Here is a 12479-nt window from a genome sequence, read left to right as displayed (position 1 = left end):
TGATGCGTGGACCTGAGGGGATTTGAACCCCTGGCCCCCTCGATGCGAACGAGGTGCGCTACCGGACTGCGCCACAGGCCCTTGCAACGAGTGAAACTCTAGCATCCCCGTCCGGGTGCTTGGAAATCCGTTCCGGGCTGGTCAGGGCGCGGCGATCCCGGCGCCGTTGCTCACTCGTTGGCCGCGCGCGGCCGGTCGCCTTCCTCGTACTGGTCGAAGAGCGGGGTGCGGCCGCGTTCGCGTGCCCGGCGGGCGGAGGCGGCGCGGCGGGCGTCGGTGCGTCCGTCCGCCCCGGGCCTGTCCTCCTCGTCGGCGGACGGGTCCTCCGATCCCCCGTCCTCCGCGACGGGCGCCGTCTCCTGGCCGGACTGCTCGGGGGCCACGGCACTGGACCGGGCCGAACTCCACGCGTCCGGGGCGCCGAGGTCCACGTCCGCGGTGGCCCGCGGGGCGACCGGCGCGGTCACGTACGTCGGTAGCGGTACCGGGACCGGGTCCCAGCTGTCCCCGTGTCCCGGCCTGCGCTGCCGTTCGCGCTGCTGGTCGACCCACTCGGCGTGGTCGGTCTGCTCGACGAGGGCGCGCCGGTCGGCGGCGAGCGCGGAGAGTCCGGGATCGGTATCCGCTCCTGGTCCCCCGTCCGGTTCGTCGGCGTCCACGCCGGTGCTCACGGACGCGCGGCGGCGCGGCTGGCGGGCCCGCTCGCGCAGGTGCTGGGCGGCGAGCTCGGCCCGGCGCCGGTCCATCTGGTAGGCGAAACGGCGGCGTTCCTGGGAGCGCAGGTGGGCGATGTACGCGCTGAGCATCACCGCGGGGACGCCCGGAGCCCACAGGAAGGCGAGTCCTCCGACGGCGGCGACGATCGCGCCGAGCGTGAAGGCGAGGAAGAGCATCACCGTGGTGCGCCGTCGGCGCGCGAGTACCTTCGTCCGCCGGGCGCGCGCCGCGGCCGCTTCCGCGGCGGCCGTGCGCCGGGCGGCGGACGCGGGTGTCTGCTTCCGCGTCGGGGCGCCGCCGTGTTCGGGCGCCGGCGCGTTCGTTTTCTCGCGCGCCGGGTCGCCGTGTCCCGCTTCCCGGTCGGCTTCCCGCGCCTGCTCGCGCGCCGCCTCCCGGCGTTCGGAAGCCGACGGCTGGACCGTCGCCTGGGTCTGCGGACGGGTCGGAGGCATGGCGAAGGCCCGGACGTCCACCGACTCGGTGACGACATCCGGTTCGTCGGCGCCGCGCTCCCCCTCGTCGGTGGAGCGCGCGCGCAGGTCCTTGGCGTACCGACGCTCCATGCCCGCCCTTCCGGAGAGCAACCGGATGGCGGTGCTGAAGCGTTCCGTCGGACGGGCCTCGTTCAGCTCGTCCTGCCTACGGAGCCACATCGGCACCAAGTAGGCGGCCCAGGCCCCGACAATGACTGCGTAGATGAGGCCGCTGCTGCTCACGCCTCACACGGTAGAGGGGTTTGCGTGAGGCCATCTGCCAATTGCGCCGGTGTGTCGCACGATCTGGCTGATATTTCGAGCTTTTTTTGTGATCGATCCGATCAGCAGGCCACCTCAGTCGCGAATTCAATGCCCTGAGACGGTCATGCACCGATCATTTTCGAACACTTATTCAATTTCTGTGTTCCTGGGGTCCGCCGGACCGCTATGCGGGATTGTCGTGCGGCGTACTGCGGGAGCGTGCCCGCTGCCAGCGCCTGAGCAACCCTTCGGGCACCTCTTCCGCGGTGAGCGCGAACACGAGATGGTCCCGCCAGGCCCCGTCGATGTGGAGATAGCGCGGCCGCAGCCCCTCCTCGCGGAATCCGAGTTTCTCCACGACGCGTCGGCTGGGCACGTTCTCGGGACGAATGCAGACCTCGATGCGGTGCAGACCAACAGTGCGGAAACAGTGGTCCACGACAAGCGCCACGGCGGTCGGCATCACTCCGCGCCCGGCCACCGACTGGTCCACCCAGTAGCCGACGTGTCCCGAGCACATCGAGCCCCAGGTGATCCCGGCGACCGTCAACTGCCCGACCAACTGGCCCCGGTACTCGATGACGAACGGCAGCATCCGTCCCGCGTTCGCCTCGGACCTCAGGTGCCGGACCATCTGGCGGTAGGTCGGCCGGTGTGCGATCGGGCCGCTCGGGGTGGGCGGCGGAATGGTCGCCTCCCAGGGGCGCAGCCAGTCCCGGTTGCGCCGGTTCACCTCGCGCCAGACCCGCTGGTCGCGCATCTTTATCGGCCTCAGGACGACATCGCCGTCCGCCAGTACGGCGGGCCAGGACGGGCTGTTCAGCTCGCACCCCCACTGCCGGCATCGGGTCTTTGGTGGTCGCCGCCGCGGATCTGGTCGACGGCGTGGATCAACAGGGGCTCCAGGACGGCCAGTCCGTCCTTCACCCCGCCACTGGAACCCGGCAGGTTGACGATCAGCGTGTGTCCCGCCACCCCGGCCAGGCCCCGGGAGAGCGCGGCGGTCGGCACCTTGTCCCGTCCGAACGCCCGGATGGCCTCCGCGATGCCCGGCACCTCGTACTCGATCACCTCGCGGGTGGCCTCGGGGGTGCGGTCGGTGGGCGAGATGCCGGTGCCGCCGGTGGTGACGACGACGTCGTATCCGGCGGCGACGCCCGCACGCAGGGCGTCGCGGACCGGGTCCCCGTCCGGGACGACCTGCGGCCCCTCGACGGTGAAGCCGAAACCGCCGAGGCCCTCGGCGATCAGCGGGCCGCCCCTGTCCTCGTAGACCCCGGCGGCGGCCCGGTTGGAGGCGGTGACCACAAGAGCGCGATACGTCATGCCCGGCTCCAGTCGCCCGACTTGCCGCCCGTCTTCTCCTCGACCCGTACGTCCGTGATGACCGCTCCCTTGTCGACCGCCTTGACCATGTCGATCACGGTGAGCGCGGCGACGGAGACCGCGGTGAGGGCTTCCATCTCGACGCCCGTGCGGTCCGTCGTCTTCACGGTGGCCGCAATCTCCACGGCGTCGTCCGCGACCGACAGGTCCAGTGTCACACCGGACACCGACAACGGGTGGCACAGCGGAATCAGGTCGGGGGTGCGCTTGGCCCCCATGATGCCCGCGATCCGCGCGGTGGCCAGGGCGTCGCCCTTGGGGACACCCTCGCCGCGCAGCAGCTCGATCACTCGGGGCGAAACGAGGACGCGTCCACTCGCGCGCGCGGTGCGTGCGGTGACGTCCTTGCCGGAGACATCGACCATGCGGGCGGCCCCCGCCTCGTCGATGTGCGTCAGTCGGTCCTGCGTACTCATGGTTGTGCGGCGCTCCCGGTCCGGCCTGTTGTGCGCGACACGGTACCGCCAACCAGGGGTGCTCAGCCGAGCAGGACCACTTCGACCTCGGTACCGGGCTCGACGGATTCCACGTCCTCCGGTACGACGATCAGCGCGTCCGCCTGCGCGAGGGCGGCCACCAGGTGGGAGCCGGCGCCGCCGACCGGGCTGACGCAGCCGTCGTCGTACGTACCGCGCAGGAACTGCCGGCGGCCCTTGGGCGAGGTCAGCGCCTTCTTCGCGGTCAGCGTGGCCCTGGTCCGCGGCCGGTGGACGTCGTCGAGGCCCATCAGTGTGCGGATCGCGGGGCGGACGAACAGCTCGAAGGAGACGTACGACGACACCGGGTTGCCCGGCAGGGCGAGGAGCGGGGTGTGGTCGGGGCCGACGGAGCCGAAGCCCTGGGGCTTGCCGGGCTGCATGGCGAGCTTGCGGAAGTCGACGCCGCTGCCCGGCTCGTCCTCGTCGGCGACGGAGGACAGGGCCTCCTTGACGACGTCGTACGCCCCGACGCTCACGCCGCCCGTGGTGACCATGAGGTCGGCGCGGACGAGCTGGTCCTCGATGGTGGAGCGCAGGGTCTCGGCGTCGTCGGCGACGGCGCCCACCCGGTAGGCGATGGCCCCGGCATCCCGGGCGGCCGCGGTGAGGGCGAAGCTGTTGGAGTCGTAGATCTGGCCGGTGCCGAGGCCCTCGTCGGGCTGGACGAGTTCGCTGCCGGTGGACATGACGACCACGCGCGGGCGCGGGCGCACGCGTACGGTGCCGCGGCCGATGGCGGCGAGCAGGGCGATCTGCGGCGGGCCGAGGACGGTGCCGGCGTCCAGGGCGCGGTCGCCGGCCCGGACGTCGCTGCCCTGGGCGCGCACATGCGCGCGTGCCTCGGCGGGCCGGTACACGTGCACCTGCCCTTCGGCGCCCTCGGGGGCGAGGCTGCGGGCGCGCATCCCGCTGACCGGGCCCTCGCCGAGGCCACCGTCGGTCCATTCGACGGGGACGACGGTCTCGGCGCCGGGCGGCAGCGGGGCGCCGGTCATGATGCGGGCGGCCTGCCCGGGGCCGACGTGCAGCAGCTCGGCCTGGCCCGCCGCCACGTCCCCGACGACGTCGAGGACAGCTGGGAACTCCTCGCTCGCGCCCGCCACGTCCGCGACCCGTACCGCGTACCCGTCCATGGAGCTGTTGTCGAACGGGGGCAGGGACACCGGGACCGTGACGTCCTCGACCAGGACGCAGCCCTGGGCGTCGAGCAGTTGCAGCTCGATGGGTTCGAGGGGGCGGACGGTCGCGAGGATGTCCTCCAGGTGTTCGTCCACCGACCAGAGGTGGTCCTGGTCGGCGGGGCGGGGCGCGGCGCTGCTCAAATGCCTACATCTCCTCGGCTACGTAACTGCGAAGCCAGGTCCGGAAGTCCGGGCCCAGGTCTTCACGTTCGCACGCGAGTCTGACAATGGCACGCAGATAGTCGCCGCGGTCTCCGGTGTCATAGCGGCGGCCCTTGAAGACGACGCCGTGCACCGGGCCGCCGACCTTCTCGTCCTGTGCGAGCTGCTGGAGGGCGTCGGTGAGCTGGATCTCGTTGCCCCGGCCGGGCTCGGTCTTGCGGAGTACGTCGAAGATGCGCGGGTCGAGGACGTAGCGGCCGATGACCGCGTAGTTCGACGGGGCGTCGGCGGCGTCCGGCTTCTCGACGAGGCCGCTGACCCTGACGACGTCGCTGTCCTCGGTCTCCTCGACGACGGCACAGCCGTAGAGGTGGATCTGCTCCGGCGCGACCTCCATCAGCGCGATGACGCTGCCGCCGTGCTGCTCCTGGACCTCGATCATCCGCTTGAGCAGGGGGTCGCGGGCGTCGATCAGGTCGTCGCCGAGGAGGACGGCGAAGGGCTCGTGGCCCACGTGGGGGGCCGCGCACAGGACCGCGTGGCCGAGGCCGCGGGGGTCGCCCTGCCGCACGTAGTGCATGGTGGCGAGGTCACTGGACTCCTGGACCTTGGCGAGGCGACCGGCGTCGCCCTTCTTCTGGAGGGCGGACTCGAGCTCGTAGTTGCGGTCGAAGTGGTCCTCCAGGGGGCGCTTGTTGCGTCCCGTGATCATGAGGACGTCGTCGAGACCCGCCGAGACGGCCTCCTCGACCACGTACTGGATCGCCGGCTTGTCGACCACCGGCAGCATCTCCTTGGGAGTGGCCTTGGTGGCCGGCAGGAAGCGGGTGCCGAGCCCTGCTGCCGGAATGACAGCCTTGCTGATCCGAGGGTGCGACTGAGTCATGTCCGCACCTTATCCGGTGCCTTTGCCTGGAATCTGGGGATCCGGTTAATAAGCTCTTATATGAGCGTATTGAAAGGTACGGGTGCAGACTTTGAGTCATGTCGGACGTCCCACCAAGCCTGACAAGCGAACGTTGCGTCGAGCGTACCTGGCGGTGAGGAACAGGTTGACGGCCGATGACGTGCGGGAAGCGGCGTCCGCGCTGGCCGGCCGGGCCCTTGGACTGCCCGAGCTGGCGCGTGCGCGCACGGTGGCGGCGTACGTCTCCGTGGGGAGCGAGCCCGGCACGCTCGCGCTCCTGGACGCGCTGCGCGAGCGGGGCGTGCGGGTCCTGCTCCCGGCGCTGCTGCCGGACAACGACCTGGACTGGGGCGCCTACACCGGCGAGGGCTCTCTCGCGCGCGTCCAGCACGGCGGGAAGATGACCCTCTTCGAACCCTCCGGCGAGCGTCTGGGCCCGGACGCCGTGACCGGCGCCGACGTGGTGCTGCTGCCCGGCCTCGCGGTGGACGGGCGCGGGATGCGGCTGGGGCGCGGCGGGGGGTCGTACGACCGGGTGCTCGCGCGCCTGGAGCGCGCGGGCGCACGGCCGGCGCTGGTGGTGCTCCTGTACGACTCCGAGGTCGTCGCGCAGGTCCCGGAGGAGACACACGACCGCCCGGTGCACGCGGTGGTGACGCCGTCGGGCGTGCGCCGCTTCCAGGACCCGGAATGAGAAAGGGCCCCTCCACGCACGCGTGGAGGGGCCCTTCTTCGGCCTACGGCTTCAGCACCAGGCTGTCGGTCGTGTTCTTGTCGACGGCCTCGTCCGAGAAGGACCAGTCCAGCAGCTCACCCTTGACCCACTTGCCGGTCTGGTCGGTGTAGTGCGCGCTGTAGGCGTGCCCGGAGGCGCCGGTGAGGTTGATCCACTTCGACTTGTCGAGGTCGCCGAGGTTGACCACCATGCGCATCGACGGCACCCAGACGACGCCGTAGCCGCCCGCGGCGTTCCAGCCGGTCGCGTTGACCGTCGCCTCGCCGCCGCTGAGCTTCCAGGGGCCGCGGTTGAGCATGTACTGGAGGAAGCCGGGGCCCTCGATGCCCAGCGTCTGGTTCTTCAGGAACAGGCGGTGCAGCCGGCCCCAGCTCCAGGTGTCGATGTCCTTGCCGAGCTTGGCGGTCAGTTCCCACCGGGCGTCGATCATGGCGCGCTTGAACAGCTCGTCGCGGTTGGTGGCCGCGGGGCGGTCACCGACGCCCTTGGGGGTCTTCCACCAGTCGCTGTTCTCGTCGTCCATGAGCTTGCGCACGACCTCGAACCAGCGGTCACCGCCGTCGGGCTGCGCCTGGTCGGCGTCGCGCTGACCGCACTCGCGGACCTTGTCCGCCTCGTCGGCCGGCCCGACGGTGTTGACCGGGTCCACCCACAGGCACTGGCCCTTGACCCGCAGCTCCTTGGGCAGCTTGTTGCCGAAGGCGAGCTTGAGGATGTTGCGCCACACGGCGTTGAAGTAGGCGGCCGCGGCCGAGTCGGCGTCCTGGGTGTAGTCCCAGCCCTCCAGGAGCTCCTGCGCCTGCCGGACGTCCTTGTCCTCGACGTCGATCTTCAGCAGCTTGGGCACCAGCAGCTTGGCGATCTCGCTGCTGTTGTCGAGCTGCATCTGGCGCATGTCGTCGGTGGAGATCTTGCCGCCGCCCTTGATCTTCTGCTCGATCAGGTCGGTGATGCGCTGGCTGCGGGTGCCGTAGCCCCAGTCCGTGGTGAGCGTGTAGGGGTACTTGTCCTTGTCGACCACGGCCTGGTTGGCGGTGACGATGTAGCCGCGCTCCGGGTTGTACTCGTAGGGCAGTTCGTCCTGCTTGATGTACTTGCCGGTCCAGGCGTACTTGGGGTCCCAGCCCGGGGCCGGGATGGCGCCGGTGTGGCCCTTGGCGCGGATCGGGATGCGGCCGGGCAGCGTGTAGCCGATGTTCTCGGAGTCGGCGTAGACGAGATTCTGCGAGGGCACGTCGAACAGGGCCGCCGCCGCGCGGAACTCGCTCCAGTTCGACGCCCTGTCCATCGCGAACACGGCGTCCATGGAGGTGCCGGGGTCGAGCGCGGTCCAGCGCAGGGCGACGCCGTAGCCGTCGCCGCGGTCAGGGGCCGCGTTGTCGACGGTGGCCTTCTTTCCGACCTTGACGAGTTCGTCGTAGCGGTCGGAGAGCAGGGGGCCGTTGTTCGTCTCACGCACGACGATCTTCTTGGACGTGCCGCCGGCGACCTTGATGGTCTCCTCGCGCGTGGTGAAGGGCTTGGTCCTGCCGTCGTAGAGGTAGCCGTCGCCGGAGAGCTTCTCCAGGTAGAGGTCGGTGACGTCGACGCCGGAGTTCGTCATGCCCCAGGCGATCTTCGCGTTGTGGCCGATGACCACGCCGGGCATGCCCGCGAAGGTGTAGCCGGAGACGTCGTACTGGCACTTGCTGGAGACGGTCCGGCAGTGCAGGCCCATCTGGTACCAGACGGACGGCAGGGAGGCCGACAGGTGCGGGTCGTTGGCCAGCAGCGGCTTGCCGGTGATGGTGTGCGAGCCGTCGACGACCCAGGAGTTGGAGCCGATGCCCTGGCCGTTGACGCCGACGGCGGTGGGGACGTCGTCCAGGACGTTGTAGAGGCCCGAGAGCTGGCTCTGCAGGGCCGAGGCGGTCGACGACGAGGTCGAGGCCGACGTGCCCGTCGCGGTGCCGCCCGTGGACGTTCCGGAGCCGCTCGTGGAGGTGCCGGTGCCGCCGGTCGAGGTGCCGGTGCCGGTGCCGGACAGGCCGTTCTCCTGCGAGCTGCCGTTCTGCTCGAAGGTCTGGGTCAGCTCGTTGTACTGGCCCTCCTGCACGATCGCCTGGTTGCGGCTGTACGGGTACTGCGGGTACAGGTCGGCGATCTGCTTCGGGCCGAGGCGGCTGGTCATCAGGGCGCGGTCGATCTCGTCCTGCATGTTGCCGCGCAGGTCCCAGGCCATCGCCTTCAGCCACGCCACCGAGTCGACCGGGGTCCACTTCTCGGGCTTGTAGTCGTTCCTGAAGCCGAGCGCCGCGTACTCCAGGGAGATCGCCTTGCCGCTCTTGCCCTGGAGGTAGGCGTTGACTCCCTTGGCGTAGGCCTGGAGGTACTTCTTGGTGGAGGCCGACAGCTTGGTGTCGTACTCCTTCTTCGCCACCCGGTCCCAGCCCAGCGTGCGCAGGAACTCGTCGTCGTCGACCTGGCCCTTGCCGAACATCTCCGACAGACGCCCGGAGGTCATGTGCCGGCGTACGTCCATCTCGTAGAACCGGTCCTGCGCCTGGACGTAGCCCTGCGCCATGAACAGGTCCGCGTCGGAGGAGGCGTAGATCTGCGGGATGCCGTAACTGTCGCGTTTGACGTCCACGGGGCCCGACAGGCCCTCGAGTTCGATCGAGCCCTTGGTCTGCGGGAAGGACGCGCGGACGGTGCTCACCGACCAGTACCCGCCGTAGGCGACCGCGCCGACGAGGGCCAGTACGAGCACGAGAACGATCAGGCGGGCTCTGCGCCCCTTCTTCCTGCCGGACTTGCCGGGCTGCTGACCCGATGAGGCGGTGGTGGTGGGGGGCATCGCTGTCCTTGCTGTCCTAACGCGAGCGGCAGGGCGGGCTGTGCTGTGGGCGGGGAGCCTGGGATGTGACGCAGGCTCTGCGCGCTGGAGCAACCATAGGCGCAGGGCCCAGGCGGACTTGACGCGGAGTGGGGAACGAACGCGGACGAGCGTTCGATCTTGCCTCGCGAAGCGTCAAGAAATCGTCAAGAGTTAGGTAAGGTAACGAAGTACTTGGATGCGGAGCCTCACCGCTTCGTGTCCTATGTACATGACTCACGCGCGCGTGATGCGAGTGAGCCAGGGAAGGGAACGGCCACTGACTGTCCAGCATCTCAACCAGCTCCTGCTCGTCTGCTCGCTCGTCCTGCTCGTCGCCGTGGCCGCGGTCCGGATCTCCTCGCGCAGCGGGCTCCCCAGCCTGCTCGTGTACCTGGGGATCGGCATCGCCATGGGCCAGGACGGCATCGGCGACATCCACTTCGACAACGCCGAGCTGACCCAGGTCATCGGGTACGCGGCCCTGGTCGTGATCCTGGCCGAGGGCGGGCTCGGCACGAAGTGGAAGGAGATCAAGCCGGCCCTGCCGGCCGCCACCGCGCTGGCGCTGGTCGGGGTCGCGGTGAGCGTCGGGGTCACGGCGACGGCGGCGCACTACCTCATCGGGCTGGAATGGCGCCAGGCGCTCATCATCGGCGCGGTCGTCTCCTCGACGGACGCGGCGGCGGTCTTCTCGGTGCTGCGCAAGATCCCCCTGCCCGCGCGCGTGACGGGCACGCTGGAGGCCGAGTCCGGCTTCAACGACGCCCCGGTGGTCATCCTGGTGGTCGCCTTCTCCCAGACCGGTCCGGTCGAGCACTGGTACACGCTGATCGCCGAGATAACCCTTGAACTGGCCATCGGCGCCGCCCTCGGCATCGCGGTGGGCTGGCTGGGCTCCTGGGGTCTCAGGCACGTCGCCCTGCCCGCCTCCGGCCTCTATCCGATCGCGGTCATGGCGATCGCCGTCACCGCATACGCGGCGGGCGCGCTGGCGCACGGCAGTGGGTTCCTCGCCGTCTATCTCGCCTCCATGGCGATGGGCAACGCCAAGCTGCCGCACTGGCCCGCCACCCGCGGTTTCGCCGACGGACTCGGCTGGATCGCCCAGATCGGCATGTTCGTCCTGCTCGGCCTGCTGGTCACCCCGCACGAGCTGGGCGACGACGTCCTGCCCGGGCTCGTCATAGGGCTGGTGCTGACCATGGTGGCGCGGCCGCTGAGCGTCTTCCTGTGCCTGACGCCGTTCCGGGTGCCGTGGCAGGAGCAGACGCTCATGTCCTGGGCCGGGCTGCGCGGCGCCGTTCCCATCATCCTGGCGACGATCCCGATGGTGAGCGGCGTCGAGGGCAGCCGTCGCGTCTTCAACATCGTCTTCGTCCTGGTCGTCGTCTACACCCTCGTGCAGGGCCCGACGCTGCCCTGGCTGGCGCGCAAGCTGAGCCTGGGCGGGGACTCCGAGGCCGCCGACCTCGGCATCGAGTCGGCGCCCCTGGAGCGGCTGCGCGGGCACCTGCTGTCCGTCGCGATCCCCGAGGGGTCCCGGATGCACGGCGTCGAGGTCAACGAGCTGCGGCTGCCGGCCGGGGCCGCGGTCACCCTGGTCGTGCGCGATGCAAAATCGTTCGTTCCGCTGCCCACGACCGTGCTGCGGCGTGGGGACGAACTGCTCGTCGTCGCCACCGACCCGGTGCGCGACGCCGCCGAACGGCGCCTGCGCGCGGTGGGCCACGGCGGCAAGCTGGCCGACTGGCTCGGCACGGGCGGCACCGACAGCGCTCGTTAACAGCGTGTTTCGCGCCCCCTGTACGATGGGGGCGCACTCCTGATCGAACCAACTCTGCCTGACGCAGAGCTGGCGCGACCGTATGGCGGCCGGGACGTCCCTCGTGACGTGGTCTTCGGCATCTACCGCAGTCCGCGCAAGAGGACAGCTCTCGGCGCCCCCTTTGCCAAGGGGCCGCGCTACCAGGCGGCAGAAAGGCACGGGCCGTGGCATCCACGGTCACCTCCTCCCGCCCGGGATACGGACAGCTGCTGCGCACCCGCGGCGCCTGGACGTTCCTGCTCCCCGGCTTCGCGGCACGCCAGCCGTTCGCGATGCTCACCCTCTCCCTCGTGCTGCTCGTGCAGCACACCACCGGCTCGTACGGCGCGGCGGGCGCCGTCGCGGCCGTCACCGGTGTCTCCATGGCGGTGTTCGCGCCCTACAGCGGCCGTCTCGCGGACCGCTACGGGCAGCGCGCCGTGCTGATCCCCGGGGTCCTGGCGCACACTCTGGCGGGCCTGTCCCTGACGGCTCTCGCCCTCACCCACGCGCCCTTGTGGGCGCTGTTCGTCGCGGCCGTGCCCACCGGCGCCTCCGTGCCGCAGATCGGGCCCATGGTGCGCGCCCGCTGGGGCGTCAAGCTCCAGGACTCCCCCCTGATCACCACGGCGGCCGCCTTCGAGTCCGTCACGGACGAGCTGACCTTCGTCTTCGGCCCACTGCTGGCCACCGCCCTGTGCACCGCCGTCCACCCCGCCGCGGGACTGCTGACGGAGGCGTCGCTGACACTGCTGGGCGGTCTGCTGTTCGCCGCGCAGAAGAGCACCCAGCCGACGGTCGCCGCGGCCGAAGGGCACGCACGCGTGGAGCACACCTCGGCGCTGCGCGTCCCCGGGGTGCGCGTCCTGATCGTGACCTTCCTGGGCATCGGTTCCGTCTTCGGCGGCATGCAGGTCTCCCTGGCCGCTTTCAGCGCGTCGATCGGCGAGCCCGGCCTGAACGGTGTCCTGTACGGCGTCTTCGCCGCGGGCAACATGCTCTCCGGCCTGGTCTGCGGTGCCATCGCCTGGAAGGTGGCCCCCCAGCGACGCCTGCTCGTCGGCTACGGCGCCCTCGCGCTGACGGCCTCCGGCCTGTGGGCCGCGCACTCGGTGCTCGTCCTGGCCGGTCTCGGCCTGCTGGTCGGCATGTGCATCGCGCCCACCCTGATCACCGGCTACACCCTGGTCGAGAACCTGGTCCCGGCCGGCGCCCGCACCGAGGCCTTCACCTGGCTGACCGGAGCGGTGGCGCTCGGCCAGGCGGCCGCCGTCACGATCGCCGGGCAGCTGGAGGACCGATTCTGGGGCGGCGCCGGGTTCCTGGTGCCGATGGGCGGCACCCTGCTCGCCCTGGTGACCCTGGTGGCGCTGCGTTCCCGCCTCGCGACGCGGCCCCGCGGCCGTACCGTCGCGCGTGGCGTCGGTCACCGAGTGCCGGTGGCAGTGGACTGATTCTCAGGAATACGTCACTATGGACCATCGTTAGCACTCATTGAGTGAGAGTGCCAGGA

10 protein-coding genes and 1 tRNA gene are annotated in these 12479 nt (G+C 70.5%); 3 read left to right on the top strand and 8 right to left on the bottom strand.

All coding sequences use genetic code 11. The annotated features are described in order from the left end of the window. Window positions 1–7: 7 nt before the first annotated feature. The 7 genes from D1369_RS23740 to galU form a co-directional block, all read right to left on the bottom strand. A tRNA-Ala gene (locus D1369_RS23740) sits at window positions 8–81 on the bottom strand. Window positions 82–170: 89 nt separating this feature from the next. Beyond that, window positions 171–1433, bottom strand: coding sequence for a gephyrin-like molybdotransferase receptor GlpR (glpR, locus tag D1369_RS23735; RefSeq protein ID WP_007382659.1), 1263 nt, complete (start codon window positions 1431–1433; stop codon window positions 171–173). Window positions 1434–1638: 205 nt separating this feature from the next. Further along, on the bottom strand, window positions 1639–2277 hold the full coding sequence (locus tag D1369_RS23730) for a GNAT family protein (protein ID WP_007382660.1): 639 nt from the start codon (window positions 2275–2277) through the stop codon (window positions 1639–1641). Beyond that, entirely contained in the window at window positions 2274–2780 is a 507-nt protein-coding gene (locus D1369_RS23725; RefSeq protein ID WP_007382661.1) for a MogA/MoaB family molybdenum cofactor biosynthesis protein, read from the bottom strand. Before D1369_RS23725 ends, D1369_RS23730 begins: the two co-directional genes overlap by 4 nt. Then, on the bottom strand, window positions 2777–3256 hold the full coding sequence (gene moaC, locus D1369_RS23720; protein ID WP_007382662.1) for a cyclic pyranopterin monophosphate synthase MoaC: 480 nt from the start codon (window positions 3254–3256) through the stop codon (window positions 2777–2779). Before moaC ends, D1369_RS23725 begins: the two co-directional genes overlap by 4 nt. Before the next feature lie 62 nt (window positions 3257–3318). Then, a complete protein-coding gene (gene glp / locus D1369_RS23715) occupies window positions 3319–4641 on the bottom strand; it encodes a gephyrin-like molybdotransferase Glp (RefSeq protein WP_118082598.1) in 1323 nt (440 codons plus the stop codon). A gap of 4 nt (window positions 4642–4645) precedes the next feature. Next, on the bottom strand, window positions 4646–5548 hold the full coding sequence (gene galU, locus D1369_RS23710) for a UTP--glucose-1-phosphate uridylyltransferase GalU (protein ID WP_007382665.1): 903 nt from the start codon (window positions 5546–5548) through the stop codon (window positions 4646–4648). Between the two features lie 91 nt (window positions 5549–5639). Here galU and D1369_RS23705 point away from each other — a divergent pair, with 91 nt between their 5' ends. Next, window positions 5640–6263, top strand: a complete 624-nt coding sequence (locus D1369_RS23705; protein WP_118082597.1) for a 5-formyltetrahydrofolate cyclo-ligase — start codon at window positions 5640–5642, stop codon at window positions 6261–6263. A gap of 43 nt (window positions 6264–6306) precedes the next feature. On the opposite strand, the gene D1369_RS23700 is transcribed toward D1369_RS23705, so the two are convergent. Next, the gene (locus tag D1369_RS23700) at window positions 6307–9141 is read right to left on the bottom strand and encodes a penicillin acylase family protein (RefSeq protein WP_007382667.1); all 2835 of its coding nucleotides are present in this window, start codon (window positions 9139–9141) and stop codon (window positions 6307–6309) included. A gap of 268 nt (window positions 9142–9409) precedes the next feature. On the opposite strand from D1369_RS23700, the gene D1369_RS23695 reads away from it, so the two are divergent. Both D1369_RS23695 and D1369_RS23690 read left to right on the top strand, forming a co-directional pair. Then, on the top strand, window positions 9410–10945 hold the full coding sequence (locus D1369_RS23695) for a potassium/proton antiporter (protein WP_037903400.1): 1536 nt from the start codon (window positions 9410–9412) through the stop codon (window positions 10943–10945). Between the two features lie 206 nt (window positions 10946–11151). Continuing rightward, on the top strand, window positions 11152–12420 hold the full coding sequence (locus D1369_RS23690; RefSeq protein ID WP_007382669.1) for an MFS transporter: 1269 nt from the start codon (window positions 11152–11154) through the stop codon (window positions 12418–12420). The last annotated feature ends 59 nt before the right edge of the window (window positions 12421–12479 follow it).

This window comes from Streptomyces sp. CC0208 (genome assembly GCF_003443735.1).
GTDB lineage: Bacteria > Actinomycetota > Actinomycetes > Streptomycetales > Streptomycetaceae > Streptomyces > Streptomyces sviceus.
Note: the sequence above shows the minus strand (reverse complement) of the source record. Positions and strands in the feature narration are given on the sequence as shown.